The sequence below is a fragment of the Streptomyces sp. NPDC046727 genome (genome assembly GCF_040645635.1).
Lineage (GTDB): Bacteria > Actinomycetota > Actinomycetes > Streptomycetales > Streptomycetaceae > Streptomyces.
The window spans coordinates 111,651-138,065 of the sequence record NZ_JBEYYR010000011.1; the positions used below are offsets into that span (position 1 = coordinate 111,651).

Sequence of the window (26,415 nt, forward strand, 5' to 3'; positions counted from 1 at the left end):
CCCTAGGAGGATTTGAGTGCCGGAGCCGGCCTGCGGCTCCGGGTGCCGAGGTGATGGAAGAACAGGTTCAGCAGGACGGCGGCGAGCGCGCCCGCGCTGATGCCGGAGCCGAGCACGGTCTGCGCCCAGGCCGGGAAGCCGGCGTAGAAGGTCGGCGCGGCCAGCGGGATGATGCCGGCGCCGAGGGCCACGGCGACCAGGATGATGTTCGAGCTGTCGTCCAGGCCCGCCTCCGACAGCGTACGGATGCCGCTGACGGCGATCGAGCCGAAGAGGACGATGCCCGCGCCGCCGAGGACCGGCATGGGGACCAGGGAGACGACCGCGCCGAGCACCGGGAAGGCGCCCAGGACCAGCAGGCTGCCGCCGGCGACGGCGACGACGTACCGGCTGCGCACCCGGGTGAGGGAGACGACGCCGACGTTCTGGGCGAAGGCGGAGGTGGGGAAGCCGCCGAAGACGGGGCCGAGCAGGGTGGCGATGCCGTCGGTGCGCAGGCCGCGGGTGATGGTCCTGCCGTCGGCGCGGCGGTCGCAGATCTCGCCGAGGGCGAGCATGCCGGCGCTCGACTCGGTCATCAGCACCAGCATCACGATGCACAGGGAGAGGATGGCCGCGGGCTGGAACTCGGGGGTGCCGAAGGCGAACGGGGTGGGCAGCGCGGCGACGGGCGCGGACTTGAGTCCGCTGAAGTCGGCCATGCCGAAGGGGATCGCGGCCAGGGTGCCGATGAGCAGCCCGAACAGCAGGGCGACCTGCTTGACGAAGCCCTTGCCGAAGCGCTGGACCAGCAGGATGACGGCGAGGGTGAACCCGGCGAGCGCGAGGTGCCGCATGGCGCCGAAGTCGGCGGCGGTCCTGTCGCCGCCCTGGGCCCAGGTCACCGGAACGGGCATCAGCGTGACACCGATCAGGGTGATGACCACACCGGTGACCAGGGGCGGGAAGAAGCGCAGCAGCCGGCCGAAGAACGGGCCGAGCGCCAGGCAGAAGGCGCCGGCGACCATCACCGCGCCGTAGATCGCGGGGAGTTGGTGGCCCTTTCCGTTGGTCTCGGCGATCGCGAGGATCGGGGCGATGCCTGCGGAGGAGGCGGCGTTGACGAAGGGCAGCCGGTTGCCGACGAGGCCTTTGACGCCGATGGTCTGGAGGATGGTCGCGACGCCGGCGATGAGCAGGCTCGCGGCGATGAGCCGGGTGCGGGCCGCGATGTCGAGTCCGCAGGCCTGGCCGATGATGAGCGGAGGAGTGACAACGCCCGCGTACATCGCGGCGATGTGCTGGAGCGCGGCGGGGACGAGCCGCGAGAAGTGGAGCTTCTCGTCCACCGGGTGCACGGACGTGACGGCGTCCTCGGTGTGCGCCGGCGGGGTGGAACACGGGGCTGTGGCGGGCCCCTTCGCAGGCTGTGCCATTTCGTTCCCTCCGGTGTCGCGGACCCCCGGCCCGGGTGGCGGGGCCGGGGGCGCGCGTCCCGCGTCAGAGGTTGGTCATGTCGACCGGGATACGGGCCTCACAGCCGTCCCGCAGGATGGTGGCCTCGATGAGGCCGTAGGGGCGGTCGGCGGCGAAGTAGACCTCGTTGTCGTTCTTCAGTCCGAACGGCTCCAGGTCCACCAGGAAGTGGTGCTTGTTCGGCAGCGAGAAGCGGACCTCGTCGATCTCGCTGCGGTTGTTGATGATCCGCGCGCCCATCTGGTACAGCGTCTGCTGCAGCGAGAGGGAGTACGTCTCGGCGAAGGCCTGGAGCATGTGCTTCTTGGTCTGCTCGTAGGACTTCTCCCAGTTGGGCATCTTCTGCTCGTCGTCGGTCCAGTTGAACCGCCAGCGGCCGGAGACCTGGGTGGCCAGGATGCGGTCGTACGCCTCCTGGAGGGTCGTGTACTTGTCCTTGACGTAGCCCCAGAACTCGGAGTTGGTCGAGTTCATCACGACCAGGTCCTTGAGCCCCGAGATGACCTCCCACGACGAGCCGTCGTAGGTGATCTGGGTGACGCGGACCTCCTGGCCCTTGCGGACGAAGGAGTGCTTGACCTCGTCGGCGCCGATGAACTTGGAGTTGGCGTCGGAGGTCGCGATCCGCTCCCAGGCGTACTCCTCGATGCGGATCCGCGCGGTCTTGATCGGCTCCTGCGAGGTCACGAAGTGCCGGGCGAGGTGGATGCCGAACTGCTCGGCGGACTCGATGCCGTACTCCTTGGCGAACGCGAACACCGTGTTCTTGGTGGTGTCGGTCGGCAGGACGTTGGCGTTGGAGCCGGAGTAGTGGACCTCGTCCATGTCGCCGCTCAGCGCGACCGATACGTTGAGGTCCTTGATGTGGTGGGTGGCGCCGTCCCGCGTGATCTTGACGACTCGGTTCTCGGCCTTGCCGTACTGGTTCTGTCCCAGGATGGTCGGCATTAGCTAGCTCCCTCGGTAAACGGAGTAGCCGAACGGGTTGAGCAGCAGCGGTACGTGGTAGTGCTCCCCGGGCTTCACGGCGAAGGTGATCGCCACCTCGGGGAAGAACACGGCACCGCTGTCCCGATTCGCGGGGGCGTCCTGCTGCGCATCGGCTTGCTTCTTCTCGAAATACGGCTCCACCGCGAAGTCGAGCCGTACGTGTGTCGTCCCTTCCGGCAGGTCCGGAAGGTCCTTGCACCGGCCGTCGGAGTCGGTCGCCGAGCTGCCGAGCGCCTGCCAGTCCGCGTCGCGGCCGCTCCTGGCCGAGAGCTGGATGGCGACGCCCTCGGCGGGGCGGCCGATCGAGGTGTCCAGGATGTGCGTGGACACGGAGGCGGTGGTGCTGGTGCTCATGGTGTCAGGCGTCCTCTTCGACGAGTCGGGCCAGTCGGATGCGGTTGATCTTGCCCAGCTCGGTGCGGACGATCTCCCGCTCCTGCTCCGGCGCGTTGCCGATCCGCTCCTTGACCGCGTCCCGCATCTGCTCGCCGGTCCGGCCGGTGGCGCAGATGAGGAAGACATGGCCGAACTTCTCCTGGTAGGCCAGGTTCAGTTCGAGCATCTCCGTCCTGAGTGCGTCGGAGGCGCCGGCCATGCCGCGCTGTTCGCGGGCGGAGGTCGGGTCGCCGGGCTTGGGCCGCCCGATCGGCGGGTGCCCGGCCATCGCCTCCTCGAGGTCCGCGGTGGTCAGCTCGGCCATGGCGGCGTCGCTGGCGGTGTAGAGGTCCTCCGGTGTGGCGTAGGGGCGGGCGGCGAGCAGTCGCCGGGCCCACTCGGTGGAGGCGCACGCCTCGTGGAGGGCCGCGCGGGCCGCGGGCTCGTCCAGGTCGTTGAACCGGGCCAGGCCCGGGGGCGTGGAAGTCGAAGTCACGGGAGCCTCCGTGGCCGCGATGGGCCGTCGTGCTGAACGGGCTGCCGATAGCTAACGCCCTCGGAAACATCCCGTCAACACTTTGTTGAAAATTCCGCGTAACAAGCCGGGCCCGGCCCGGGCGGTACGACGGCCCCCGCTTCCGGCCCGGTCAGGAGCCCTTCTCCCGGTTGAGGTAGTTGTAGACCGTGAAGCGGCTGACGCCGAGCGCGCTCGCCACGGTCTCCACGCCGTGCCGCACGGCGAAGGCGCCCCGCGCCTCCAGTGTGCGCACGATCTCCTGCTTGGCCTTGCGGTCCAGGTCCGCCAGCGGCCGGCCCCGCCTGCGCTCCATGGCGGCGAGGATGTGGTCCAGCGAGTCGGCGAGCTGGGGCAGGCGTACGGCGACCACGTCGACGCCCTCCCAGGCGAGGACGACGTCCTCGGGGCCGGCCTCGTCGGGCGGGAGCAGCCTGCCGCCCATGGCGTCGACCAGCGGCTTCACGGCCGTGATGAAGGGCTCGTCCCCGGTCACCTACCGCCCTCCCCGATCCCGTCGTCGATCACGTTGACCTGGAGCGAGACCCGGGTGGCACCGGCCTCCAGCGTCTTGCGCAGCAGCGCGTCCACCGCGGTGAGCACGCGGTCGGCGCCGCCCTCGGCCGTGTTGCCGAAGGGTCCGACGTCGACGGCGTCCAGCTCGGCCGTCTCGATGACCTCCCGCGCCACCAGGGCGTGCGCGGGCGCCTCGTCCAGGTCGAAGGGTTCGGTCGTGAACTCCACTCTCAATCGCACGCGCTCAACCTAACGCCCGGCAGGGCTTTTCGGGCGTCCGGCGACCTGCCCCCCTTGACAAGCGGCGACACACGGCGGCAATCTTCCATTACGCAGAAACAAACTTCCGCTATACGGAATTGCTCGACACGGAAGGGAGCGCCGGTCCACATGGGATTCGCAGAGCAGCGCTTCAACGTCAACCTGTCGATCCTCTTCACGGAACTCCCGCTCCTGGAGCGCCCCGCGGCCGCCGCCGCGGCGGGCTTCTCCGCGGTCGAGCTGTGGTGGCCCTGGATCGACTCCCCCACCCCGCCCCGGTCCGAGCTGGACGCCCTGAAGAAGGCGATCGAGGACGCGGGCGTACAGCTCACCGGGCTGAACTTCTACGCCGGACAGCTGCCGGGCCCGGACCGCGGCGCCCTGTCGGTCCCGGGCGAGGAGTCGGAGAAGTTCCGCGCCAACATCGACGTGGCCGCCGACTTCGCGCAGTCCCTCGGCTGCACGGCGCTCAACGCCCTCTACGGCAACCGCGTCGAGGGCGTGGACCCGGCCGAGCAGGACGCGCTCGCCCTGGAGAACCTGGTGCTCGCGGCGCGGGCCGCCGACCGCATCGGTGCGGTGCTGCTGATCGAGGCGCTGAACAAGCCCGAGTCGCCGCTGTACCCGCTGGTGAGCGCCCCGGCCGCCGTCGGGATCGTCGACAAGGTGAACCAGGCGACCGGCCTCGGCAACGCACGCTTCCTCATGGACCTCTACCACCTGTCCATGAACGGCGAGGACCTGCCGTCGGTGATCGAGGAGTACGCGGCGAAGACCGGCCACGTACAGATCGCCGACAACCCGGGGCGCGGTGCGCCGGGCACGGGCGCGCTGCCCCTCGAAGACCTCCTCGACCAGCTGAAGAAGGCGGGCTACGACGGCTGGGTCGGCCTCGAGTACAAGCCGGGCGACCGCCCGAGCGCCGAGGCCTTCGACTGGCTGTCCCGCTGACCCCCGTACCGAAAGGCACCTTTTCATGAGCAGCACCCTTCCCAAGATCGCGTGGATCGGCCTCGGCATCATGGGCTCCCCCATGTCCGAGAACCTGATCAAGGCGGGCTACCAGGTCACCGGCTTCACCCTGGAGCAGGACAAGCTGGACCGGCTGGCCGCCGCCGGCGGCACCGCGGCCGGCTCGATCGCCGAGGCCGTCCGCGACGCCGACGTGGTGATCACCATGGTGCCCGCGTCCCCGCAGGTCGAGGCCATCTCCTACGGCCCCGACGGCATCCTCGAGAACGCGAGGTCCGGCGCCCTGCTGATCGACATGTCCTCGATCACCCCGCAGACCTCGGTCGACCTGGCCAAGGCCGCCAAGGACAAGGGCATCCGCGTCCTGGACGCCCCCGTCTCCGGCGGTGAGGCCGGCGCCATCGAGGCCGTACTGTCGATCATGGTCGGCGGCGAGCGGGCCGACTTCGACCAGGCGAAGCCGATCTTCGACGCCCTCGGCAAGACCATCGTGCTGTGCGGTCCGCACGGCTCGGGCCAGACCGTGAAGGCCGCCAACCAGCTGATCGTCGCGGTGAACATCCAGGCGTGCGCCGAGGCCGTGGTCTTCCTGGAGAAGTCGGGCGTGGACCTGACGGCCGCGCTGGACGTCCTCAACGGCGGTCTCGCCGGCTCCACGGTGCTCACGCGGAAGAAGGACAACTTCCTGAACCGCGACTTCAAGCCGGGCTTCCGCATCGACCTGCACCACAAGGACATGGGCATCGTCACCGACGCCGCCCGCAACGTCGGCGCGGCCCTGCCGGTCGGCGCCGTGGTCGCCCAGCTGGTGGCGTCGCTGCGCGCCCAGGGCGACGGCGGCCTGGACCACTCGGCCCTGCTGCGGGCCGTGGAGCGCCTGTCCGGCGCCCAGGTCTGACAGCCCTCCCCGACTTCCGGGCCGCGGCGCCGCTGACACCTGTCCTGTCGCGCCCAGGCGGCGCCGCGGCCCGGAATCTACTTCAACAAACTGTTGACGCTCAGATCGCCCCACTTCTAGGCTCCACAAAGCGGAAACAGGTTTCCGCTGAATCCCGCACGGAAGGTCCACGATGTCGAAGCGCGTGCTCACGACAGAGTCCGGCGCCCCGGTCGCCGACAACCAGAACTCAGCCTCCGCCGGCGTCGGAGGCCCGCTCCTGATCCAGGACCAGCACCTCCTGGAGAAGCTCGCGCGCTTCAACCGCGAGCGGATCCCGGAGCGCGTGGTGCACGCCCGTGGCTCCGGCGCCTACGGCCACTTCGAGGTGACGGACGACGTCACCGGCTACACCCACGCCGACTTCCTCAGCGAGATCGGCAAGCGCACCGAGGTCTTCCTGCGCTTCTCGACGGTCGCCGACTCCCTCGGCGGCGCCGACGCGGTCCGTGACCCGCGCGGCTTCGCGGTGAAGTTCTACACCGAGGAGGGCAACTACGACCTCGTCGGCAACAACACCCCGGTGTTCTTCATCAAGGACCCGATCAAGTTCCCCGACTTCATCCACTCGCAGAAGCGGGACCCGTTCACCGGCAAGCAGGAGCCGGACAACGTCTGGGACTTCTGGGCGCACGCCCCCGAGGCCACGCACCAGGTGACCTGGCTGATGGGCGACCGCGGCATCCCGGCGTCGTACCGCCACATGAACGGCTACGGCTCGCACACCTACCAGTGGACGAATGCCGACGGCGATGCCTTCTTCGTCAAGTACCACTTCAAGACGAACCAGGGCATCCGCTGCCTGTCCGCCGAGCAGGGCGCCGAGCTGGCCGGCAAGGACCCCAACTCGCACCAGACGGACCTGCTCCAGGCCATCGAGCGCGGGGTGCACCCGTCCTGGACGCTGTACGTCCAGATCATGCCGGCGGCCGAGGCGGCGGACTACCGCTTCAACCCGTTCGACCTGACCAAGGTGTGGCCGCACAAGGACTACCCGCTGCAGCGCGTGGGCCGCCTGGTCCTCGACCGCAACCCGGACAACGTCTTCGCCGAGGTCGAGCAGGCCGCGTTCTCCCCGAACAACTTCGTGCCCGGCATCGGCCCGTCCCCGGACAAGATGCTCCAGGGCCGGCTGTTCGCCTACGCCGACGCGCACCGCTACCGCCTGGGCGTCAACCACACCCTGCTCGCCGTGAACGCCCCGAAGGCGGTCGCGGGCGGCGCCCAGAACTACGGCCGCGACGGCTTCATGGCGGTCAACGGCCAGGGCCGCGGCGCCAAGAACTACGAGCCGAACTCGTACGACGGCCCGGCCGAGACCGGCCGCCCGCTGTCGGCCCCCCTGGCGGTGTCCGGCCACACGGGCACCCACGAGGCCCCGCTGCACACCAAGGACGACGACTTCTTCCAGGCCGGCGAGCTGTACCGGCTGATGTCCGAGGAGGAGAAGTCCCGCCTGGTCGCGAACATCGCCGGCGGCCTCTCGCAGGTCTCCCGCGACGACGTGATCGAGAAGAACCTGGCCCACTTCCACGCCGCCGACCCCGAGTACGGCAAGCGCGTGGAGGAGGCGGTCCGCGCCCTGCGCGAGGACTGAGCTCCAGGAATCCACAAGCAGCGTACGGGATCTGACGGGAGGTCATGATCTCCGCACGCGGCCCGCGCAGCACGCCCGGCGGCCCGGATGAGGGGTGGCCGTCGGCACAGGGCGCGGGCAGGGCGAGGACCGCGGCGGTACGCGAGCCAGTGCGGTGGTGAAGGATCCCGGCCCCCTTCTCGACCAGAGGGAAGGGCGCCCGGCTCCGTCGCGGCCGCCGCGGTCCCACCCAGCCCCCTTCGCGGGGGCCACCCGCCCCGTCCGGCGGCGCGAACGACCTGTCGCGCCCAGCCTCGCGCCGTCGGACGGCTACCAAGCGCCCCCTGTCCAGGGGGCGCTTTGCTTGTGTACCGGCTCCGGGGTGCGCACCGGCCGCTTCCGCAGGACGCTGATGCCATGGGCAATCCGACGCACTACCCGCACATCGTGGTCCATGCCCCGGCCCTGGACGGCTCCCGGCGGGTCACCGAGGGAGAGGTGACGCTGGGGCTCGCCTCGCATCTGGACGACGTCGTGGAGATCCTGCGGCTGGCCGATCTGGACCGGATCGAGGTGGAGGAGAGCGATCTGATCGAATGGCAGGGCGGCGGCCCGGACGACTGGCCCGGGCTGTCCGAGCACGAGGTGTAGCGGCGCCGCGTACGACAGCGGCCGTAGCCGGGCTACGCAACCCTCAAATCAACCTCTGAACAGCGCGGACGACGCTTCAACGGCCCCGGGGTGCGGGCACACCAACGGCACACGGGGCCCGTCGGCACGGGGCGGCGGGCCCGGCACCGGGGGGTGTGTCTCATGGGCCGTACGACATCGATTCCGCGGGATCCGTGCGCGGTCGCCCTGCTGCGCGGGGGCGACCGCGCCGCCGTGACCGTCGCCGTGCTCGGACTGCATCTGCGCGGCGCGGTCGAGGCGGGCCGGCCGGGCACGCTGCGCAAGACCGTCGCGGGCAGTGCCGAGCCCTTCCGGAACCCGCTGGAGAAGGCGGTCCGTACCGGCCTCTACCGGCCCGCCGGACCGTGGGAGCTGCCCGCCCGCGCGGTGGTGCGCCGGGCCCTGGCCCGGCTGCGGGCCGAACTCGCGGCGCAGGGGCTGCTGCGCTCGCTGCCGCCCGGCCGCACCCGCGCCGCCCGCCGCGCGCTGGCACAGCTGCGGGAGCGCCGCCCGCTCCCCGAGGCGCCCGACGGGCTGCCGGAGGAGGAGGTGCTGCTCGCCGTCGCGCTGTACGGCGAGCGGGCCCTGACCGCTCTCGTGCCGCGTTTCGCCCGCGAGGCCGGGCTCACCGGCCGGGGCGCGCTCGCGGACGAGGGCCGCTTCCCGTTCGGCCGGGGCAACGACCTGCGCCGCCTCTACGACTACGAGGACCTGACCGGCTGGGACGGCGACGGCGACGACCATGGCCACAGCCACGGGGGCGGTACGCACGGCGGGCACGACCACGGCGGGCACGACTACGGGGGCGGATGCGGCGGTGGCGGCGGGTTCGACTGAGCGCCGGCACCCGCGGACCCGGCCGCTCGCGGACATGACGCAGGGGCGGGCCCGGCACCCGGCGGGGCGCCCCCGCCGGGGGGGGGGGGGCGGCCGGGGCCCCCCCCCGCCCCTCTGCGTGTCACTCGGCCGGGTCCGTGGGCTCCGGGGAGCCGGTCGGGACGTCGGACGGCTGCTCGGTCGGCTCGTCCGTCGGCTCCGGTCCCTCGCCGGCGCCGACGTCGGGCTGGACCTGGTCGCGCACCATCTGCTTCCAGTGGTCGGCGACCGTCGACCGCCCGTCGCCGTCCATGTCCTCCGCCGTCGGGAACGGCAGTGTGGTGCTGCCGACGGGCTGCGCGCCGTAGACCGGCACCATGGTGAACCAGGAGCGGTCGTTCATGCTGTGGGTGGAGAAGACGTAGCTCTCGCCGGGCTCCAGGGGCAGGTCGCCCTCCATCAGCATGAGGCTGTTGGTGTCGGCGTCGTAGCCGCCGGTCTGGTTCACCACCGTGGTCGAACCGGCCTGCAGCGTGCCTTCGTAGACCTCGTTGACCTTCACGGCCCACTGGGTCTCGGGGACGCCGTCGATTTCCGTCGTGCCCTTCTTGGACACGACCGTGCCGTGGAACACGAAATCGGCGAAACCGACGAGCTTTTCGTCCTCGCTGAAATCCCCAACGGTACTGGCGTGCATATACTGCACACTGAATTCAGGACGGTCGTCGGCGAATGCCTGGGCACCGCCCCAGGCGGCCACGGCGGCCACCGCCAGGCCGGCGGCCGTGAAAACGGCACTCTTGCGCAACCGGGACGCGGAACCGATCGATACCATTCTGCTTACCCCCAGAGCGCGTGGTAGTCGGCCTTGTCGTGCGACTGCGGCGTGGTCAGCGAACCCCGGTCGGGGGTGTTGTTGACCATGATCTGGCCGCGGTAGCTGTGCGCCAGGCCGAGGGCGTGGCCCAGCTCGTGGGTGGCGACGCCCCGGCGCTTCGTCGTCCCGTAGTTCTTGAGGTAGTGCACGTTCAGGTAGATGGCGTCCGCTCCGGTGCGGCCCTTCCAGAGCCCGTCCCAGGTGACGTCGGAGCGGTTGGAGTCGCGCCACTCCAGGTCGGCGATGGTGTTCCAGGCGTCCGGCGCGATGTTGATCCGGTTGAGCGAGCTGTTGTCCCAGGCGTTGATGGCGTGCTTCCGCGCGTCGTCGTACCGGGTCGAGTCCTCCCAGCGGATTTCCCGGTCGTCGACGGAGTCATTCCCCAGGAAATGCGCGGAAGCGGGCGTGGCGGCCGTGAAAGAAAGCGACATCACCACGGCCGAGACGCAAACGGCGGCGGTTTTTCTTCGGACAGATTTCACCGTACCCCCGAGCTGGTTGAATTTTTACCGGCCCAGGGATCATGGCCGAGACGGATCAGGCCGCGACAGTAATAATCCAGTCAACGGCAAGTAAGTATCCGGCCAAGCGGAATAAACCGATCCGAATTCTGCGGACAGCTCAGCCAACAGCCTCGTTTTCGGTGCATTTCATCCGCGCGGACTCCGGAATCGCCTTTTTCACCCAGGCGCGCGCCCATTCCAGCGCGTCGCCCGCTCCCTCCGGCGGGGCGTCCCCGTCCCGGTAGGCCGACGGTGCCTCGCCCTCCCGGGAGGGCACGAGCACCAGCATCCGGGCGCCCACCCGGTAGTACCCCTCGGCGTCCGGTTCCGGTGTGACGAACTCCAGCCGGCGCGTGTCGTCGCCGGCCGGCTTGTACGCGCGGTCGACGCGCAGGACGACCCGGAACCCGGATCCCGTCCCGGCCGGCCCGGCCTGGGCCACCCGGCCCTCGGCGACGGCCGAGGCGCAGGCCACCAGCCCCTCGGCGCTCAGGCTGCCCGCCTCGCCGGAGCCGACGTCCGCGTCCCCCTGCCCGGACAGGGCGTACACCGTGCCCGCGGCCGCGCCGAGCACCAGCACCGCGGCCAGGGCGACGACAAGCCGCCGGCGCCGGCGCGGGGCGCCCCGCTCCGCGGGCTCGGTCTTCCGCCGTAACGTCGTCATGGTGTCCCCTTCACGGTCGGTCATCGGTGTCCGGCGCCCCTGTGGGCGTTCCTGTGCGCCGGGTCGGTCCTGAGACGCGGGGGCAGCGTGAAACGTTCGGTGCGGACGGGCCCTTTCCCGGCTCAGGACGCGCCGTCGGAGGGGCAGGGCAGGTTCCGGGCCCCGGGCAGGGCCTCGGTGATCCAGGCGCGCTCGGCGGCCACGCGGCTGTCGCCCACGGCCCACAGACTCGCGTACCGGTCGCCCTGACCGACCCGGACCAGCACGTGCTGTCCCTCACGCGGCGCCGGCCGGGTGCCCGCGTCGAGCAGGAAGCCGACGTCGGCCGGGCCGTGCGCGGGCTTGTAGGAGCGGGTCACGGTAAGCGTGACCCGGCTCGCGGCGGAGTCCCGCCGCGGCTCCACCCGCGCCACGGTGCCCTCCACGACCAGCCGGGAACAGGCCAGTTCGCGTTCCGGGTCGGCCGGCCGCACGCCCGCCTCGGCATCCGGGGTCGCGGCCCCCGCGGCGCTCTTGGCCGACGAGCCCCCGTTGTCGTCCGCGCCGCCGGCGGCGTGCGTCAGCACCCAGCCGAAGCCCAGGACCAGGGAGAAGGCCGCGGCACCGGCGAGCGAGCCGAGCGCGATCCGCAGGGCCCGGCGGGGCCCTGAGGGGCGGCCGGGCCGCGGGGGCCGGGCCGGCCGCTCCGGTCCGGCGGGCCGGGTACGGCTGCGGGGGCGGCGGGCGGCGGGCACGGCAGGCACCACGTCGTCCTCCGAGGACCCCCCTCCCCCGGTCACCGCTTCCCCGCTCACCGCGTCACCGGCCGTCTGCTCCCCCGCCTCCTCCCCCGTCAGCGCCTCCGCCAGCCAGGCCAGTTGGTCCCGCAGCTCCTTCACGTCGGCCTCGGCCGCCCGGTGTTCGGCGCGGAGGGCGGGGTCCCGGCGGGCCTCCTCCGGCAACGGGTCACCGGTGATCGCGGCCATCAGGGCGTCCATACCGTCGTACTCCCCGTAGTCCCCGTAGTCCCCGTAGTCCCCGTGCTCCCCGGCGCTCCCGGCGCCCCGCGCGCCCTCGTGTTCGGCGGTCATGTCACACCACCTCGTCCTCGTGCAGCCGGTCGCGCAGCGCGCGGACCGCCGTGTGCAGCCTGCTCTTGACCGTGCCCTCCGGGATGCCCAGCTCCTCGGCGATGTCCCGCACCGGCAGGTCGGCGAAGAAGCGCAGCACGACCACCTGCCGCTGGGCGGCCGGCAACTCGTCCAGGCCCCGGGCGACGGCGAGGGACAGCAGGCTGGTCTCCTCGCCGGAGGGGTGCGCGGGTTCGCGCAGCGCGGCCAGCCGCTCCCCGAGCCGTTCCTGGCGCCGCTTGGCCCGGTGCCAGTCCATGGCCAGGTTGGAGGCGACCACCGCCGCCCACGCCGACACGTCCCGCGGCGCCTCGCGCCCGCTCGCGGCCCGCTCCAGCAGCCGCAGCCGGACCTGCTGCACCCCGTCCGGCAGGTCCGACTGCGGTACCCCGCCGAGCGCGAGCACCGCCCGCACCCGGCGTTCCTGGACCGCGTCCAGCGGGTCGTCGCCGGTCCGGTCCCGGTCCTCCGTACCGGAGGCGTACGCCCCCTGCTCCCGGCGCGCCTTTCCGCGCAGCACAGGCCACCCCCTCACGCGTTTGCCCCTACGACGCGGCAGCGGGCCGAAACGTTCGGTCCGCCGATGCCGGCCGCAGAGGCGTACGTCACACCTCCGTATGGCCGCGGCCCGTGCGGGCAGGGGCGGGACAGCACAGCTTCCGGCGCGGGCCCGCCGCGGAGGGAATTCCTGCAGCTCAGCGGGGTGCCCGGCGGACGTGTGGAACCATCCGCCCGGTGACCGTGTCCCATTCCTCGGGCACCCGGGGCAAAGAATTGGACAGGTGGACCGGGGTCGGCCGCATGATGGAAACGCCCCGGTCAGGCAAGAGACACATAGAGGGAGTCGCTGTGAGGGTCGGAATCGTCGGAGCCACCGGTCAGGTCGGCACGGTCATGCGCAGGATCCTCGTGGAGCGGAACTTCCCGGTCACCCAGCTGCGCCTGTTCGCCTCGGCCCGCTCGGCCGGGACCGTGCTGGACGGCGTGACGGTGGAGGACGCGGCGACCGCCGACTACTCCGGCCTCGACATCGTGATCTTCTCCGCGGGCGGCGCGACCTCCAAGGCGCTGGCCGAGAAGGTGGCCTCCCAGGGCGCCGTCGTGATCGACAACTCCTCGGCCTGGCGCAAGGACCCCGAGGTCCCGCTGGTGGTCTCCGAGGTGAACCCGCACGCGATCGCCGACCGGCCCAAGGGCATCATCGCCAACCCGAACTGCACCACGATGGCCGCCATGCCGGTCCTCAAGCCGCTGCACGAGGAGGCCGGCCTGGAGGCGCTGGTCGTCGCCACCTACCAGGCGGTGTCCGGCTCGGGTCTCGCGGGCGTGGCCGAGCTGCACGGCCAGGTGCAGAAGGTGGCCGCCGAGGCCGACAGGCTCACCCACGACGGCGCGGCGGTCGACTTCCCCGAGCCGAACGTCTACAAGCGCCCCATCGCCTTCAACGTCCTGCCCTTCGCCGGCAACCTCGTCGACGATGGTCTGAACGAGACCGACGAGGAGCAGAAGCTGCGCAACGAGTCCCGCAAGATCCTGGAGATCCCGGATCTGAAGGTCTCCGGCACCTGTGTGCGCGTCCCGGTCTTCTCCGGTCACTCCCTCCAGGTGAACGCCCGCTTCGCCCGCCCGCTGTCCCCGGAGCGCGCCACCGAGCTGCTGGCGAAGGCGCCGGGCGTCGTCCTCTCCGACATCCCGACCCCGCTGCAGGCGGCCGGCCAGGACCCGTCGTACGTCGGCCGCATCCGGCGCGACGAGACCGTGGACCACGGCCTCGCCCTGTTCATCTCCAACGACAACCTCCGCAAGGGCGCCGCGCTGAACGCGGTGCAGATCGCGGAGCTGGTGGCGGCGGAGCTGTCCGCCAAGTAGCCCGTGTCCTGGGAAGGGGCGGCCGCTCCCGGCCGCCCCTTTCGCATGCCCGCCGCCCGGCCTCAGCCCCGCCGCCCGGCCTCAGCCCGGCCGCCCCGCCACCGGCCCCGCCGCGAGCGCCGCCGCCAGGGCCAGCGCCGCGCCCACGGCGAGTACGGCGGTCGGGCCCGGTCCGTCCGCGAGCCGGCCGCCGGTCAGGGCGCCGAGCGCGATGGCCGTGTTGAACACCCCGGCGAACAGCGCGGAGGCCGCCTCCGGGGCCTGCGGTGCGGCTGCCGACAGGACGTTCTGGGCTGTGACGGACACCGCGCCGTAGGCCAGTCCCCACGCCACGAGCAGCGCCCCGGACAGGGCCGTCGAGCCGCCGGCGGGGATCAGCAGCAGGACGACGGCGCCGAGGCCCACGGCGATCAGCCGCAGGGCGCGGCGCGGGTCGCGGGCCGCGAGGGCGCCGCCCGCGAAGTTCCCGGCGACGCCCGCGAGGCCGTAGCCGAGCAGCAGGGCGCTCACCAGGGCCGCGCCGCTGCCGGGCGCCCGCTGCAGCACGGGACGGACGTAGGTGTAGGCGGCGAAGTGGCCGGTGACCAGCAGGGCGACGGTGGTCAGGGCGCGGCGGACGGGCGGGTGGCGCAGCAGTCCGGGAAAGGTGCCGAGGCGGACGGGCCGTCCGGCGGGCAGCGGCGGCAGTACGGCGGCCAGGGCGCCCGCGACGGCGAGTGCGCAGCCGGCCATCGCGGCGAAGGCCCAGCGCGGTCCCGCGACCGAGCCGAGGAGGGTGCCCGCGGGGACGCCGAGCACCGAGGCGACCGCGATGCCGCTGAAGACGACGGCGGTGGCCCGCCCGGCGGACGGCCCGGGCAGCAGCCTGGCGCCGAGCCCCGCGGCCACCGCCCACACCCCGCCGATGCACACCCCGACCAGCAGCCGGGCGGCGAGCAGCACCGGGAAGGCCGGGGCGTACGCGGTGAGCAGGTTGGCGGCGGCCAGCAGGAGCAGCAGCGCGCACAGCACCGTGCGCCGGTCGGCGCGGCGCACGGCCACCGGCAGCAGCGGGGCGGCAGCCGCGGCGACCAGCCCGGGCAGGGTGACCGCGAGGCCCGCGGTACCGGCGGAGACGCGCAGGTCGCGGGCGAGGGCCGGGAGCAGGCCGACGGGGAGCATCTCGGTGGTGACGACGGCGAAGGTGGCGGCGGCGAGGGTGAGCACGGCGGCCCAGGGACGGGCGGGGGTGCGGGCGCCCCGGGTGGGGGCGAGCTGCGTGGAGACCATGCCGACAGCCTTGGCCCGGCCCGCTCCGGGAACAACGCCGAACCGCTCACCCTTGCATGAGGGGGAGTGATCGATGCGTGTGCGACGGAGGAACGGGGCGTGTCCGGTCTGGAGATACGGGAGTTGGAGTGCTTCCTGGCGCTCGCCGAGGAGCTGCACTTCGGGCGGGCCGGGGAGCGGCTGTTCGTCTCGCAGTCCCGGGTGAGCCAGCTGCTGGCCGCGCTGGAACGCCGGGTCGGCGCCCGGCTCGTGCACCGCTCCAGCCGCCGGGTGGAGCTGACCCCGCTCGGCGAACGCTTCCTGGAACGGCTGCGCCCGGCGTACGACGCCCTGCACGCGGCCATGGCGGACGCACGGGCGGTGGCCCGGGGCGGGACGGGCCCCCTCCGGCTGGGCTTCCAGGGAACGGCGGACGCGCACCTGCTGGAGGCGGTCACGGCCTTCGAGACGGCTCACTCCGCCCGCAGCGTCGACCTGGTGGAGATCCCGTTCGCGGACCCGTTCGGGGCGGTACGGCGGGGTGCGGTGGACGCGGCGGTGGTGCTGCTGCCGATGGACGAACCGGACCTGGTGCTGGGCCCGGTCTTCTCCCGCCAACGCCAGACGGTGGCCGTCTCCCGGGCCCATCCGTTCGCCGGGCGGGACAGGGTCGACGCGGCGGAGATCGGCACCGTCCCGCTGATCGGAGCCGCGTCCCCCGCCCCCGCGTACTGGCGCGCCGCCCACGCCCCCGGCACCGTCCCCGGCCCGACGGCCACCACGCTCCAGGAGGCCCTCACCCTGGCAGCCACCGGCCGCGGCGCCCTCCTCCTCTGCCACCCCACGGCCACCCGCCACCCCCGCGCCGACGTCACCTACGTCCCCGTGGAGGGCCTCCCCGACTCCGCCCTGGGCCTGGTCTGGCACCGGGAGGCGGAGACGGGGACGGTACGGGAGTTCGCACGGGTGCTGGCGGGGGTGCGGCCGGTGCGCGAGGATCCCTGACCGCGGCTTCCCCGGCCTGGGGTGACCGTGGAGACGTGTGCTGCTCGACGTGGTCGGGCACCCGGGCCGTCCGAGATGCCGAGCCCCCGGCGGGCGGCTAGCGTGTTGGGGGAGGGCCGCGATCGGGCGGTGTGCCCGCCGTCGGCGAGTGCCCTGGCCGTCGGGGCCGGCAGCCCATGTGGCACAGGCCGTGTTCCTCGTCCCCCCCGCGGCACCACCTACGACCGCGCCGTGCCCGTTCGCACCGCGGTAGCGGCCATCGCCCCCGTACCGGAAACCTCCGACGAGGGCGTGGAAGGAAGGTAGGCCCACATGAAAGCTCAACGCGTGAGGCGTCTCTTCGCGGTATCCGTGGCCGGCGTGCTCCTGGCCGGCGGTGCCGCGATCAGCACGGCAGGCACGGCCTCGGCGGCGACTCCGGACCAGGTCTCCACCAACCGCGGCTGCTTCGACCGCGGTGGCTGGTGGTGCGGCGGCAATGGCTTCGGCTTCCGGAACAACTTCTTCGGCAATGGTTTCGGCAACGGCTTCGGTGGTGGTGTCGTGGTGATCGTGGTGAGCTGATCGCGGTCCACGGGCCGTCGATATCCGCCACGCGCAGGCCGGCCGGGCTCCATGCCCGGCCGGCCTCGGCCTTTCCCGCCCTAGGCCCCGCGCACCTCGTACAGGAAGCATCCGTACTCCACGGCCCTGACGTGCACCAGCGCCACCTCCGGGTCGCCGAGGGCGTCGGTGAGGGCCGGTTCGAAGTCCTCCGGGGCCGTCACCAGGGCACCGCCGAGGATGCGGCCGTCGGCCGAGTAGCGGCGCAGGACGCGGTGGTTGCCGGTGAAGGGCAGCGCGTCGCCGGCCGGGCCCGGGCACTCCTCGGCGTGGATGAAGACCGGGCCCTGCTCGTCGTAGGCGCCCGGGTCGGCGCCCGTCCGTGCCGCCCAGCGGCGCAGGGGCGCGTACGAGACCAGGGCGATCTCCTCGCCGGGCGCGCTGCGGCGCAGACAGCAGCGCAGCATGGCGCCGCCCTCCTCGTCCGTCACCGGGCTCATGGGGCGGCCGGCGTCGTCGGCGGTGCGCAGCTCCTTCAGGGCCGCGGGAGCGATGGGGCGTGCGGTGTGTGTCGTCATGCCGTCAGCGTCCCGCCCGGCCGACGTGCCCACCGGCGGGATACGGACATCGCGTTTCCGGTGGATCGCATGGAAGGATGACGCAACCGACACATAACGAGGAGATGACCGCGTGCCTGGCACAAACCTGACTCGCGAAGAGGCGCAGCAGCGGGCCGAGCTGCTCACCGTTGACTCGTACGAGATCGATCTCGACCTCTCCGGCGCGCAGGAGGGCGGTACCTACCGGTCCGTGACCACGGTGCGCTTCGGCGTGGCCCGCGGCGGCGCCGAGTCCTTCATCGACCTGGTGGCGCCGGCCGTGCACGAGGTGGTGCTCAACGGCGACCAGCTGGACCCCGCCGAGGTCTTCCAGGACTCGCGGATCGCCCTGCCGGGGCTGCTGGAGGGCCGTAACGTCCTGCGGGTCGTCGCGGACTGCGCCTACACCAACACCGGTGAGGGCCTGCACCGCTTCGTCGACCCGGTGGACGAGCAGGCGTACCTGTACACCCAGTTCGAGGTGCCGGACGCCCGCCGGGTCTTCGCCTCCTTCGAGCAGCCCGACCTGAAGGCCACCTTCCAGTTCACCGTGAAGGCGCCCGAGGGCTGGACCGTCATTTCCAACTCGGCGACCCCGGAGCCCAAGGACAACGTCTGGGCCTTCGAGCCGACCCCGCGGATCTCGACGTACGTCACCGCGCTGATCGTCGGCCCGTACCACTCGGTGCACAGCGTGTACGAGAAGGACGGGCAGACCGTGCCGCTCGGCATCTACTGCCGGCCGTCCCTCGCCGAGTTCCTCGACTCGGACGCCATCTTCGAGGTCACCCGGCAGGGCTTCGACTGGTTCCAGGACAAGTTCGACTACGCCTACCCCTTCGCGAAGTACGACCAGCTCTTCGTGCCCGAGTTCAACGCGGGCGCCATGGAGAACGCGGGCGCGGTGACCATCCGCGACCAGTACGTCTTCCGGTCCAAGGTGACGGACGCGGCGTACGAGGTGCGGGCGGAGACCATCCTGCACGAGCTGGCCCACATGTGGTTCGGCGACCTGGTCACCATGGAGTGGTGGAACGACCTGTGGCTGAACGAGTCGTTCGCCACCTACACCTCCATCGCCTGCCAGGCGTACGCGCCCGGCTCGAAGTGGCCCCATTCCTGGACCACGTTCGCCAACTCCATGAAGACGTGGGCGTACCGCCAGGACCAGCTCCCTTCGACCCACCCGATCATGGCGGACATCCGCGACCTGGACGACGTGCTCGTCAACTTCGACGGCATCACCTACGCCAAGGGCGCGAGCGTGCTCAAGCAGCTCGTCGCGTACGTCGGCCAGGACGAGTTCTTCAAGGGCGTGCAGGCGTACTTCAAGCGGCACGCGTTCGGCAACACGCGCCTGTCCGACCTGCTGGGCGCCCTGGAGGAGACCTCGGGGCGTGACCTGAAGACCTGGTCGAAGAAGTGGCTGGAGACCGCCGGCATCAACATCCTCCGCCCGGAGATCGCCACCGACGCGGACGGGATCATCACCTCCTTCGCGGTGCGCCAGGAGGCCCCGGCCCTGCCCGCCGGCGCCAAGGGCGAGCCGATCCTGCGCCCGCACCGCATCGCCATCGGCCTGTACGACCTCTCCGACTCCGGCAAGCTGGTGCGCACCGAGCGGGTCGAGCTGGACGTCGACGGCGAGCTGACCGCCGTACCGCAGCTGGCCGGCAAGCGCCGCCCCGCGGTGATCCTGCTCAACGACGACGACCTGTCCTACGCCAAGGTCCGCCTGGACGAGGAGTCGCTGAAGACCGTCACCGAGCACCTCGGCGACTTCGAGGCGTCCCTGCCGCGCGCCCTGTGCTGGGCGTCGGCCTGGGACATGACGCGGGACGCCGAGCTGGCCGCCCGCGACTACCTCTCCCTCGTCCTGTCCGGCATCGGCAAGGAGTCCGACATCGGCGTGGTGCAGTCCCTGCACCGCCAGGTCAAGCTGGCCATCGACCTGTATGCCGACCCGGCCGCCCGCGAGTCCCTGCTGACCCGCTGGACCGACGCCACGCTGGCCCACCTGCGCACGGCCCCGGCGGGCAGCGACCACCAGCTGGCCTGGGCCCGGGCGTTCGCGGCGACCGCGCGCACCCCGGAGCAGCTGGACCTGCTGGAGGCCCTGCTCGACGGCACCCAGACCATCGAGGGCCTGGCCGTCGACACCGAGCTGCGCTGGGCGTTCGTCCAGCGGCTCGCGGCCGTCGGCCGGTACGACGAGACGGAGATCGCGGGCGAGTACGAGCGGGACCGGACGGCGGCCGGCGAGCGCCACGCGGCCACCGCCCGCGCGGCCCGCCCGACGCCGGAGGCGAAGGCGGAGGCCTGGTCCTCGGTCATCGACTCCGACAAGCTGCCCAACGCCGTGCAGGAGGCCGTGATCGGCGGCTTCGTGCAGACCGACCAGCGGGAGCTGCTCGCGCCGTACACGGACCGGTACTTCGAGGTCGTCAAGGGCGTCTGGGAGTCCCGTTCGCACGAGATCGCCCAGCAGATCGCCGTCGGCCTGTACCCGTCGGTCCAGGTCTCCGCGGAGACCCTGGCCAAGACGGACACCTGGCTGGCCACGGCCGAGCCGAACGCGGCCCTGCGCCGCCTGGTCTCGGAGTCCCGCTCGGGCGTCGAACGCGCACTGAAGGCGCAGGCGGCGGACGCGGCGGCCGAGTAGTACGCCGGTGGGGGGCGCCCGGTGGATCACACCGGGCGCCCCCGTGGTCCACAGCGACGCCGACCGCCCCGTCGAAGCCACCGTCATGGTCACGGCAGGGCACCTCCACGAAGTGCAGTACGAGTTCACGAGGCGGCGTCCCGCACCGCCTGAAGCACCCGAGCCACCGCCGGCGCCTCCCCCGCCCCCCTGCGGACCGCTGCCACCACGTGGCGTACCGGGCGGTCCGGGCCCAGTTCCCGCAGGGCCACGCCCGTGCGTCGGCCGGTCGCCGTTCTCGGGACCAGGGCGACGCCCATTCCCGCCTCCACCATGGCCAGGATCGCGGTCCAGCCGGTGGCCGAGTGGGCCTGGTGGGGGCTGAAGCCGGCCGCCTCGCAGGCGCGGCGGGTGATGTCCGACCAGGGGCCGCTGCCGCCGAAGATCCAGGGCTCGGCGGCGAGGTCGGTGAGGGTCAGACCGGGGGCCGCGGCCAGGGGGTGGTCCTGGGGCAGGGCCACGTCCAGGGGGTCGGCGAGCAGGGGGACATGGGTGAAGCGGGGGTCGGCCGCGCTCGGGGCCTCCGCCGCGAGGGAGAGGGCGAGGTCGACGTCACCGGCGGCCAGCAGGTCGTAGGCCTCGGCGGCCTCCGCCTCCCGGACGCGGACGGTCACCCGAGGGTGCGTCGCGCGCAGGGCCCGTACGGCCGGTACGACCAGGGCGGGCACGGCGGTCGGGAAGGCGCCGACACGGACCTCGCCGGCCTCGCCGTGCGCGTACGCCGCGAGCGCCGCGTCCGCCCGCTCCAGCTGCTCGAACACCGGCTCCGTGTGGGCCAGCACCAGCCGGGCCGCGTCGGTGAGCCGGACCCGGCGGCCCTGGGCCTCCAGCAGGGGCACGCCGAGCTGGGCGGCGAGGTTGGTGAGCTGCTGGGAGACCGCGGACGGGGTCATGTGCAGGGCCTCCGCGGTCGCGGTGACCGTGCCCCGCTCGCGCAGGGTCCGCAGAATCCGCAGCTTCCTCAGATCCCACTCGGCCATGCGCGCACGGTACACGCGGCGTCAGCGGCGGGAGCCCGCGCCCAGCACGACCCCGGCCAGGATCAGCGCCAGGCACAGCAACTGTGGCAGGCCGGTGTGTTCGCCGAGCACGGCCCAGGAGAGCAGGGCCACGCAGACCGGCTGGAGGTAGTAGACGATGCCGGCGCGGGTGGCGCCGATCAGGGTGATGGCCTTGCTCCAGGCGAAGAAGGCGAGCGCCGAGGAGGCCACGCCGACGTAGAGGAGCGGCAGGACCGTGCCGGGCGCGGGGCGGAAACCGCCCTGTACGGCGAGGCTGGCGGCCTGCGCGGGCAGCAGCATGGCGGTGCCGACGAGGAACGTGGTGAACAGGAAGCCGGTGCCGCCGAGTCCGTCCGGCCGGCGGCGCAGCAGCGCGCTGTAGCCGGCGAAGCAGCAGGCGGCGGCCGTCATCCACAGGGCGCCGGCGGAGAGGTCCGCGCCGCCGCCGACGAGCAGCGCCACGCCCGCGCAGGCCAGGAGCAGCCCGGCGGTGCGCCGCGCGCCCAGCCGTACGCCGCCCAGCCGCTCGAACACCGCCATGAGCACCGGCGAGGCGGCCATGATCATGCCCATGGTGGCGGCCGGGGTGGTCAGGCCGGCCTGGTTGACGAGGGTGTTGTAGCCGGCGACACCGAGCAGGGAGACCAGGAGGACGTACCGGGCGTGGCGCCGCAGCAGGTGCCGTTGCCGCCATGCCTGCCGGGCGCCGAAGGGGGCGACGGCGAGCAGCGCGATCACCCAGCGCCAGAAGGCGTGCTGGACGGGCGGGACGCTGTCGTGCAGTCCGCGTGCGGTGACGAAGCTGCCGGACCAGACGACCGTGGCGAGCGCGGCGCAGGCGAGCCCGAGGAGCGGGGCGGCGGCCTGGCGCGGGCGGAGGGGGTAGGGGCTGCGGGGTGCCGGGGCGGTGGTGGAGGTCTGGTGCGCGACTGCGGTCACAAGGGGCCTTTCCGTGAGCGGTGGTGGGTGTGCCGTGCCCCTACCGTCGCAGCGCCGGAACTGTCAGGTCCATCGAATCTTTTCGACTGTTCTTTTCAGGAGAGCTGAACGATGAGGTGCGTCCGGCGCCGAGCTGCGCCGCCAGCGTCGCCCCGAACGCCAGCGCCATGCCCGCCACCTGCACGGGAGTGAGGGCCTGGCCGAGGGCCGCCCAGCCGACGACCGCCGCGGTCAGCGGGGACAGCGGGCCGAGGAAGCCGGCCTGGGTGGCCGTGAGCCGGCCGATCCCGCGGAACCAGAGCCAGTAGGCGACGGCCGTGTTGGCCAGGGCGAGGTAGAGGTAGCCGCCGACGGCCCGGCCGTCCAGGGCGGGCGGGGCACCCTCGGCCAGCAGGGCGATCGGCGCGATGAGCAGGCCGCCCGCGGTGAGCTGCCAGCCGGTGAGCGCCAGCGGGCCGACCCCCTCCGGGCGGCCCCAGCGCTTGGTCAGCACGGTGCCGGCGGCCATGGAGACGGTGGAGGCGACGGCCGCGAGGACGCCGACGAGGTCGAGCGCGCCGGCCCCCTTCAGCACGACCAGGCTGACGCCGAACGCGGCCACCAGCCCGGTGAGCAGGGTCCGCGGCGCCGGCCGCTGACCGAGCAGGAACGCGGAGAGCCCGACGACGAACAGCGGCCCGGCCGAGCCGACGACGGCGGCCATCCCGCCGGGCAGCCGGTACGCCGCGACGAACAGCAGCGGGAAGAAGGCGCCGATGTTCAGCGCCCCGAGCACGGCCGCCTTGGCCCACCAGGCGCCGCGCGGCAGCACGCGGGTGAGGGCGAGCAGCAACAGACCGGCGGGCAGGGCCCGCATCAGGGCCGTGAACAGGGGGCGGTCGGGCGGCAGGAACTCGGTGGTGACGGCGTAGGTGGTGCCCCAGGAGACGGGGGCGAGGGCGGTGACGCCGATGACGGCGGCGGCGGTTCTGGCCGGGCGACGGGTGGTCATGGGAGGGGCCCTTCCGGTAGCGGGGCGCGACTGGATCACTGCTAAGTAGCTTACCGCTAAGCCACTTAGCGTCAAGTGGCTTTCTTGCGGACAACCCGAATCGGCCCGATACTCTCCGCATGGAGCAACAGCCAGCGGACCCCGTCGACGCGATCATCGAGCAGTGGGCGCGGGTGCGCCCCGACCTGGACACGCGGGCGATGGAGGTGTTCGGCCGGATCTTCCGGCTCTCGCGCGCGATGGGCGACCGGATGGAGAGCGCGTACAAGCCCTACGGCATCTCCCGCGGCGAGTTCGACGTCCTGGCCACCCTGCGCCGCTCCGGCGAGCCCCACACCCTCTCGCCCCGCCAGCTGTCGGCCACCCTGATGCTCACCACCGGCGGGATGACCGGCCGGCTCGACAAGCTGGAGCGCGCCGGACTGCTGCGCCGCTCCCCCGACCCGCACGACCGCCGCGGCCTCCAGGTGACCCTCACCGACGAGGGGCTGCGGCTGATCGACGAGGCGGTCGGCGCGGGCCTCGCGGAGGAGAGTGACGCCCTGTCCGCCCTGAACGCCGAACAGGCCGGCCACCTGGCCGACCTGTTGCGGGAGCTGCTGCGCGCGACGGTCAAGTAGCCGACGCACCACGGACGGGCGGACGTCGGTCCGCCGGACCCAGGTGCCGGGCCAGGGCCGCCGCGGTCTCGGCCGGGCCGGCCGCGTCGGCGGCCCAGGCCGCGTATCCGTCGGGGCGGACGAGGACGGTCGTACGACGGTCGCTCCCCCACCGCGCCACGGCCAGCCGGTCCGCGCGTCCGTCCCCCGCCTCGTACGGCTCCGGCGTGATCAGCACGAACCGGCCGCCGCGCAGCGCCTCGTACAGCCGCCCTCCGCCGGCGAGGGCGACGTCCGGGACGCGGGCGCCGGTGAGCGGGTGGGCGCCGCGGGGCGCGGGGTAGCGGTAGCCGATGCCGGTGATCTGGGCGGCCATCCTGCGCCGGGCCGGGCCGACCGCGTCGAGGAACGCGGTGAGCGCCGCGCGTGCCGCCAGCGTCCAGGGGCGCTTGGCCATGGCGAGGCGGACGATCCCGCCGCTGCTGCGCAGCACCGCCCTGCCGACGGGGTGCCGTTCGGCGTGGTAGGTGTCGAGCAGCGCGGGGTCCGCGTGCCCGGCGGCCACCGCGGCCAGTTTCCAGCTCAGGTTCGCCGCGTCCTGCAGCCCGGTGTTCATGCCCTGGCCGCCGGCCGGGCTGTGCACGTGCGCGGCGTCCCCGGCGAGGAGGACCCGCCCGACCCGGTACGCCGGCACCTGCCGCTCGTCGCTGTGGAAGCGGGACATCCAGCGGGCGTCATGCATCCCGAAGTCCCGGCCGAGGGCGAGGCGGGTGATCTCCTTGATCTCGGCGAGGTCCAGCGGCGCGCTGTCCGGGACGTTCCGGCCCCGGTGCCAGCCGATCACCCGGTGGTAGCCGTCGCCGAAGGGCGCGAGGAAGGCGAACGCGTCGCCGGCCGCGTTGGCCGTGAGCAGCGTCGGCGGCTGCTCGGCGAGCCGGACGTCGGCGAGCACGACGGACCGGATCACCGACCGGCCCGGGAAGGGCAGGCCGACCGCCTCCCGTACGGCACTGCGCATACCGTCCGCGCCGACGACGTACGCGGCCCGCAGGTGCTCCGTCCGGCCCTCCGGCCCGCGGACCTCGACCGTCACGCCGTCCGCGTCCTGGGCGAGACCGGTCACCTCGGTCTCGTACCGGAACTCGGCCCCCGCCTCCACCGCCCGCCGCTCCAGCACCCGCTCCGCCTCGTACTGCGGCAGGACCAGGAGGTGGCGGTAGCGGGAGGGGAGGGCGGAGAGGTCGACGGTGAGCCGGCCGAAGAGCCCGATCCGGTCGAGGGGGCGGCCGATGGATTCCAGCTCGTCGGCGAGTCCGCGGCCGTCGAGCTGTTCGAGGGTGCGGGCGTGCAGGACGAAGGCACGGGAGAGGTTGCTGATCTTGTGGGGGCGCTTCTCGAGGACGGTGACCGGGAGGCCGGCGGCAGCGAGGTCGCCGGCGAGGAGCAGGCCGGTGGGGCCGGAGCCGACGATGACGAGGTGGGCCGTGACCGGGGTGCCGGCGATGCCGTTGCTTCCAGTGGTGCCGCTGTTTCCCGTGGTGCCGCTCATGGTGACCTCCTGGGTCCGGCCGACGCCTACTTGCCAACACTCGTTGGCCAACAACCGTTGGTCAACGCTCGTTGGCAGCGTAGAGCGCGCGTCGGTGCGGAGTCAACGCTTGTTGGCCTACGTGCGTTGGCCTACGATCGTTGGTATGACGGCCAGCAAGCGCGCCCAGCCCCAGACGAACCAGCCGGCGCCCCCACCCCGCCGCTCCGACGCCACCCGCGCCGCGATCCTCGCCGCCGCCCGCGAGCGGTTCGCCGCCGACGGCTATGAGCGGGCCACCATCCGCGCCATCGCCAAGGACGCGCGGATCGACCCGTCGATGGTGATGCGCTACTTCGGCACCAAGGAAGGACTGTTCGCCACGGCCGTCGCGCTCGATCTGCGGCTGCCCGACCTGGGCCCGGTCCCGCGGGACGACATCGGCCGGATGCTCGTGAGCCACTTCCTCGACCTGTGGGAGGAGAACGAGGAGCTGACGGCCGTGCTCCGGGTCGGTGCGACCAACCAGGCCGGGGCCGAGCGCATGCAGGGCGTCTTCCGGGAGCAGTTGCTGCCGGTGGCCGCCCAGGTGTGCCCCGACCCCGAGCAGGTGCCCACCCGGGCCGCCCTGTGCGCCGCCCAGCTGCTCGGCCTGGCGCTCACCCGCTACGTACTGCGCCTGCCGCCCGCCGTGGCGCTGCACCCCAGCGAGATCGTGGCGTGGCTGGCCCCCACCGTGCAGCGCTACCTGACGGCACCCAGCTGCTCGGACTGAGGGAACGGCCGGCGTCACGCACGCGGTGTCGGTCGCCGGAAACGCCGAGGGCGCCTGCCCCGTCGCATGTGTGCGTTCGGGTGGCGCCCTCGGGGAGAGAGGAGGGGGACGCTCAGGCCTTGGCCTTCTGCGTGCCCGGCTTGACCACGCGCGTCTTGGACTTGTCCAGGACCATCACCAGCCCCGCGATGACCGCGAACAGGACCAGCGGAGCCAGCACGTACAGGCCCAGCGTCTCGATGACGCTCAGGCCCTTGCCGGGGTCGTCGCCGTCGTCGCGGGTCACCGCGAGCGCGGGGGACGACATGAGCAGCATCATCAGCGTCGTACCGGAGGCCAGGGCGCCGGCGCGCAGGGCGTTCTTCTTGTCCACGGTGCCA

The 26,415-nt window shown here is 72.7% G+C and carries 29 protein-coding genes and 1 pseudogene; 12 read left to right on the forward strand and 18 right to left on the reverse strand.

Features of this window, described 5'->3' with window-relative positions; genetic code table 11:
• Window positions 1-2 precede the first annotated feature (2 nt).
• The 6 genes from ABZ937_RS16255 to ABZ937_RS16280 all read right to left on the reverse strand — a co-directional run bounded on the left by ABZ937_RS16255 (window position 3) and on the right by ABZ937_RS16280 (window position 4,090).
• The gene (locus ABZ937_RS16255) at window positions 3-1,415 is read right to left on the reverse strand and encodes a nucleobase:cation symporter-2 family protein (RefSeq protein WP_361691931.1); all 1,413 of its coding nucleotides are present in this window, start codon (window positions 1,413-1,415) and stop codon (window positions 3-5) included.
• 64 nt (window positions 1,416-1,479) lie between these two features.
• Window positions 1,480-2,403 carry a factor-independent urate hydroxylase gene (gene pucL, locus ABZ937_RS16260; protein ID WP_361691934.1) on the reverse strand — a complete coding sequence of 308 codons (924 nt, stop codon included), beginning with the start codon at window positions 2,401-2,403 and terminating at the stop codon, window positions 1,480-1,482.
• A gap of 3 nt (window positions 2,404-2,406) precedes the next feature.
• Window positions 2,407-2,799 (reverse strand): hydroxyisourate hydrolase, encoded by a 393-nt coding sequence (uraH, locus tag ABZ937_RS16265; RefSeq protein ID WP_361691937.1) that lies wholly within the window; start codon window positions 2,797-2,799, stop codon window positions 2,407-2,409.
• Window positions 2,800-2,803: 4 nt separating this feature from the next.
• On the reverse strand, window positions 2,804-3,316 hold the full coding sequence (uraD, locus tag ABZ937_RS16270; protein WP_361691940.1) for a 2-oxo-4-hydroxy-4-carboxy-5-ureidoimidazoline decarboxylase: 513 nt from the start codon (window positions 3,314-3,316) through the stop codon (window positions 2,804-2,806).
• A gap of 151 nt (window positions 3,317-3,467) precedes the next feature.
• Entirely contained in the window at window positions 3,468-3,830 is a 363-nt protein-coding gene (locus ABZ937_RS16275) for a helix-turn-helix domain-containing protein (RefSeq protein WP_361691943.1), read from the reverse strand.
• Window positions 3,827-4,090 (reverse strand): hypothetical protein, encoded by a 264-nt coding sequence (locus ABZ937_RS16280; protein ID WP_361691946.1) that lies wholly within the window; start codon window positions 4,088-4,090, stop codon window positions 3,827-3,829. The genes ABZ937_RS16275 and ABZ937_RS16280 overlap by 4 nt, the downstream gene beginning before the upstream one ends.
• 150 nt (window positions 4,091-4,240) lie before the next feature.
• Between ABZ937_RS16280 and ABZ937_RS16285 the strand changes: the two genes are divergently transcribed.
• From ABZ937_RS16285 to ABZ937_RS16305, 5 genes are all read left to right on the forward strand, one after another.
• Window positions 4,241-5,062, forward strand: a complete 822-nt coding sequence (locus tag ABZ937_RS16285) for a TIM barrel protein (protein WP_361691949.1) — start codon at window positions 4,241-4,243, stop codon at window positions 5,060-5,062.
• A gap of 25 nt (window positions 5,063-5,087) precedes the next feature.
• A complete protein-coding gene (locus ABZ937_RS16290; RefSeq protein ID WP_361691952.1) occupies window positions 5,088-5,981 on the forward strand; it encodes a 2-hydroxy-3-oxopropionate reductase in 894 nt (297 codons plus the stop codon).
• Between the two features lie 172 nt (window positions 5,982-6,153).
• The gene (locus ABZ937_RS16295) at window positions 6,154-7,617 is read left to right on the forward strand and encodes a catalase (protein ID WP_361691955.1); all 1,464 of its coding nucleotides are present in this window, start codon (window positions 6,154-6,156) and stop codon (window positions 7,615-7,617) included.
• A 396-nt stretch (window positions 7,618-8,013) separates the two neighbouring features.
• Window positions 8,014-8,247, forward strand: coding sequence for a hypothetical protein (locus ABZ937_RS16300; protein WP_361691958.1), 234 nt, complete (start codon window positions 8,014-8,016; stop codon window positions 8,245-8,247).
• Between the two features lie 162 nt (window positions 8,248-8,409).
• Complete coding sequence (locus ABZ937_RS16305) at window positions 8,410-9,105, forward strand: TIGR04222 domain-containing membrane protein (protein WP_361691961.1); 696 nt, start codon at window positions 8,410-8,412, stop codon at window positions 9,103-9,105.
• 121 nt (window positions 9,106-9,226) lie between these two features.
• Here the strand turns inward: ABZ937_RS16305 and ABZ937_RS16310 are convergent, their stop codons facing one another.
• The 5 genes from ABZ937_RS16310 to ABZ937_RS16330 all read right to left on the reverse strand — a co-directional run bounded on the left by ABZ937_RS16310 (window position 9,227) and on the right by ABZ937_RS16330 (window position 12,757).
• Window positions 9,227-9,919: a hypothetical protein gene (locus ABZ937_RS16310; RefSeq protein ID WP_361691964.1), complete on the reverse strand. Its 693-nt coding sequence runs from the start codon at window positions 9,917-9,919 to the stop codon at window positions 9,227-9,229.
• 5 nt (window positions 9,920-9,924) lie between these two features.
• Window positions 9,925-10,392, reverse strand: a complete 468-nt coding sequence (locus tag ABZ937_RS16315; protein WP_361691967.1) for a matrixin family metalloprotease — start codon at window positions 10,390-10,392, stop codon at window positions 9,925-9,927.
• A 190-nt stretch (window positions 10,393-10,582) separates the two neighbouring features.
• Window positions 10,583-11,128 carry a hypothetical protein gene (locus ABZ937_RS16320; protein ID WP_361691970.1) on the reverse strand — a complete coding sequence of 182 codons (546 nt, stop codon included), beginning with the start codon at window positions 11,126-11,128 and terminating at the stop codon, window positions 10,583-10,585.
• A 122-nt stretch (window positions 11,129-11,250) separates the two neighbouring features.
• The gene (locus tag ABZ937_RS16325) at window positions 11,251-12,198 is read right to left on the reverse strand and encodes a hypothetical protein (protein ID WP_361691973.1); all 948 of its coding nucleotides are present in this window, start codon (window positions 12,196-12,198) and stop codon (window positions 11,251-11,253) included.
• A 1-nt stretch (window position 12,199) separates the two neighbouring features.
• Window positions 12,200-12,757, reverse strand: a complete 558-nt coding sequence (locus ABZ937_RS16330; protein WP_361692317.1) for a sigma-70 family RNA polymerase sigma factor — start codon at window positions 12,755-12,757, stop codon at window positions 12,200-12,202.
• Between the two features lie 329 nt (window positions 12,758-13,086).
• On the opposite strand from ABZ937_RS16330, the gene ABZ937_RS16335 reads away from it, so the two are divergent.
• Complete coding sequence (locus ABZ937_RS16335; RefSeq protein ID WP_361691976.1) at window positions 13,087-14,106, forward strand: aspartate-semialdehyde dehydrogenase; 1,020 nt, start codon at window positions 13,087-13,089, stop codon at window positions 14,104-14,106.
• An 81-nt stretch (window positions 14,107-14,187) separates the two neighbouring features.
• Here the strand turns inward: ABZ937_RS16335 and ABZ937_RS16340 are convergent, their stop codons facing one another.
• A complete protein-coding gene (locus ABZ937_RS16340) occupies window positions 14,188-15,375 on the reverse strand; it encodes an MFS transporter (RefSeq protein WP_361691979.1) in 1,188 nt (395 codons plus the stop codon).
• Between the two features lie 99 nt (window positions 15,376-15,474).
• Here ABZ937_RS16340 and ABZ937_RS16345 point away from each other — a divergent pair, with 99 nt between their 5' ends.
• Window positions 15,475-16,359, forward strand: a complete 885-nt coding sequence (locus ABZ937_RS16345) for a LysR family transcriptional regulator (protein WP_361691982.1) — start codon at window positions 15,475-15,477, stop codon at window positions 16,357-16,359.
• Between the two features lie 327 nt (window positions 16,360-16,686).
• Window positions 16,687-16,923, forward strand: coding sequence for a hypothetical protein (locus ABZ937_RS16350; protein WP_361691985.1), 237 nt, complete (start codon window positions 16,687-16,689; stop codon window positions 16,921-16,923).
• 80 nt (window positions 16,924-17,003) lie between these two features.
• Here the strand turns inward: ABZ937_RS16350 and ABZ937_RS16355 are convergent, their stop codons facing one another.
• The gene (locus ABZ937_RS16355; RefSeq protein WP_361691988.1) at window positions 17,004-17,480 is read right to left on the reverse strand and encodes a DUF1203 domain-containing protein; all 477 of its coding nucleotides are present in this window, start codon (window positions 17,478-17,480) and stop codon (window positions 17,004-17,006) included.
• Between the two features lie 112 nt (window positions 17,481-17,592).
• Here ABZ937_RS16355 and pepN point away from each other — a divergent pair, with 112 nt between their 5' ends.
• A complete protein-coding gene (gene pepN / locus ABZ937_RS16360) occupies window positions 17,593-20,163 on the forward strand; it encodes an aminopeptidase N (RefSeq protein WP_361691991.1) in 2,571 nt (856 codons plus the stop codon).
• A 43-nt stretch (window positions 20,164-20,206) separates the two neighbouring features.
• Window positions 20,207-20,293 (forward strand): annotated as a pseudogene (locus tag ABZ937_RS16365) (GntR family transcriptional regulator); the annotation flags it as partial.
• On the opposite strand, the gene ABZ937_RS16370 reads toward ABZ937_RS16365, so the two are convergent.
• From ABZ937_RS16370 to ABZ937_RS16380, 3 genes are read right to left on the reverse strand one after another with little or no spacing between them, the layout of a single operon-like run.
• The gene (locus ABZ937_RS16370; protein WP_361691994.1) at window positions 20,289-21,182 is read right to left on the reverse strand and encodes a LysR family transcriptional regulator; all 894 of its coding nucleotides are present in this window, start codon (window positions 21,180-21,182) and stop codon (window positions 20,289-20,291) included. The pseudogene ABZ937_RS16365 and the gene ABZ937_RS16370 overlap by 5 nt on opposite strands.
• 21 nt (window positions 21,183-21,203) lie before the next feature.
• Complete coding sequence (locus ABZ937_RS16375; RefSeq protein WP_361691997.1) at window positions 21,204-22,142, reverse strand: EamA family transporter; 939 nt, start codon at window positions 22,140-22,142, stop codon at window positions 21,204-21,206.
• Window positions 22,143-22,182: 40 nt separating this feature from the next.
• Entirely contained in the window at window positions 22,183-23,133 is a 951-nt protein-coding gene (locus ABZ937_RS16380; RefSeq protein WP_361692000.1) for an EamA family transporter, read from the reverse strand.
• Between the two features lie 119 nt (window positions 23,134-23,252).
• On the opposite strand from ABZ937_RS16380, the gene ABZ937_RS16385 reads away from it, so the two are divergent.
• Window positions 23,253-23,753, forward strand: a complete 501-nt coding sequence (locus tag ABZ937_RS16385) for a MarR family transcriptional regulator (RefSeq protein ID WP_361692003.1) — start codon at window positions 23,253-23,255, stop codon at window positions 23,751-23,753.
• Here ABZ937_RS16385 and ABZ937_RS16390 read toward each other — a convergent pair.
• Window positions 23,746-25,281 (reverse strand): FAD-dependent monooxygenase, encoded by a 1,536-nt coding sequence (locus ABZ937_RS16390; RefSeq protein WP_361692006.1) that lies wholly within the window; start codon window positions 25,279-25,281, stop codon window positions 23,746-23,748. The genes ABZ937_RS16385 and ABZ937_RS16390 overlap by 8 nt on opposite strands.
• A 145-nt stretch (window positions 25,282-25,426) precedes the next feature.
• Between ABZ937_RS16390 and ABZ937_RS16395 the strand changes: the two genes are divergently transcribed.
• A complete protein-coding gene (locus ABZ937_RS16395; protein WP_361692009.1) occupies window positions 25,427-26,035 on the forward strand; it encodes a TetR family transcriptional regulator in 609 nt (202 codons plus the stop codon).
• Between the two features lie 112 nt (window positions 26,036-26,147).
• Here ABZ937_RS16395 and ABZ937_RS16400 read toward each other — a convergent pair whose 3' ends face one another.
• Complete coding sequence (locus tag ABZ937_RS16400; RefSeq protein WP_361692012.1) at window positions 26,148-26,408, reverse strand: hypothetical protein; 261 nt, start codon at window positions 26,406-26,408, stop codon at window positions 26,148-26,150.
• Between the last annotated feature and the right edge of the window lie 7 nt (window positions 26,409-26,415).

Bases quoted from the DNA above. Each gene is read 5' to 3' on its own strand.
- ABZ937_RS16255 (WP_361691931.1), bottom strand. From the start codon at position 1,415: ATGGCACAGCCTGCGAAGGGGCCCGCCACAGCCCCGTGTTCCACCCCG.
- pucL (WP_361691934.1), bottom strand. From the start codon at position 2,403: ATGCCGACCATCCTGGGACAGAACCAGTACGGCAAGGCCGAGAACCGA.
- uraH (WP_361691937.1), bottom strand. From the start codon at position 2,799: ATGAGCACCAGCACCACCGCCTCCGTGTCCACGCACATCCTGGACACC.
- ABZ937_RS16285 (WP_361691949.1), top strand. From the start codon at position 4,241: ATGGGATTCGCAGAGCAGCGCTTCAACGTCAACCTGTCGATCCTCTTC.
- ABZ937_RS16290 (WP_361691952.1), top strand. From the start codon at position 5,088: ATGAGCAGCACCCTTCCCAAGATCGCGTGGATCGGCCTCGGCATCATG.
- ABZ937_RS16295 (WP_361691955.1), top strand. From the start codon at position 6,154: ATGTCGAAGCGCGTGCTCACGACAGAGTCCGGCGCCCCGGTCGCCGAC.
- ABZ937_RS16300 (WP_361691958.1), top strand. From the start codon at position 8,014: ATGGGCAATCCGACGCACTACCCGCACATCGTGGTCCATGCCCCGGCC.
- ABZ937_RS16305 (WP_361691961.1), top strand. From the start codon at position 8,410: ATGGGCCGTACGACATCGATTCCGCGGGATCCGTGCGCGGTCGCCCTG.
- ABZ937_RS16310 (WP_361691964.1), bottom strand. From the start codon at position 9,919: ATGGTATCGATCGGTTCCGCGTCCCGGTTGCGCAAGAGTGCCGTTTTC.
- ABZ937_RS16315 (WP_361691967.1), bottom strand. From the start codon at position 10,392: ATGTCGCTTTCTTTCACGGCCGCCACGCCCGCTTCCGCGCATTTCCTG.
- ABZ937_RS16320 (WP_361691970.1), bottom strand. From the start codon at position 11,128: ATGACGACGTTACGGCGGAAGACCGAGCCCGCGGAGCGGGGCGCCCCG.
- ABZ937_RS16325 (WP_361691973.1), bottom strand. From the start codon at position 12,198: ATGACCGCCGAACACGAGGGCGCGCGGGGCGCCGGGAGCGCCGGGGAG.
- ABZ937_RS16340 (WP_361691979.1), bottom strand. From the start codon at position 15,375: ATGGTCTCCACGCAGCTCGCCCCCACCCGGGGCGCCCGCACCCCCGCC.
- ABZ937_RS16355 (WP_361691988.1), bottom strand. From the start codon at position 17,480: ATGACGACACACACCGCACGCCCCATCGCTCCCGCGGCCCTGAAGGAG.
- ABZ937_RS16370 (WP_361691994.1), bottom strand. From the start codon at position 21,182: ATGGCCGAGTGGGATCTGAGGAAGCTGCGGATTCTGCGGACCCTGCGC.
- ABZ937_RS16380 (WP_361692000.1), bottom strand. From the start codon at position 23,133: ATGACCACCCGTCGCCCGGCCAGAACCGCCGCCGCCGTCATCGGCGTC.
- ABZ937_RS16385 (WP_361692003.1), top strand. From the start codon at position 23,253: ATGGAGCAACAGCCAGCGGACCCCGTCGACGCGATCATCGAGCAGTGG.
- ABZ937_RS16390 (WP_361692006.1), bottom strand. From the start codon at position 25,281: ATGAGCGGCACCACGGGAAACAGCGGCACCACTGGAAGCAACGGCATC.
- ABZ937_RS16395 (WP_361692009.1), top strand. From the start codon at position 25,427: ATGACGGCCAGCAAGCGCGCCCAGCCCCAGACGAACCAGCCGGCGCCC.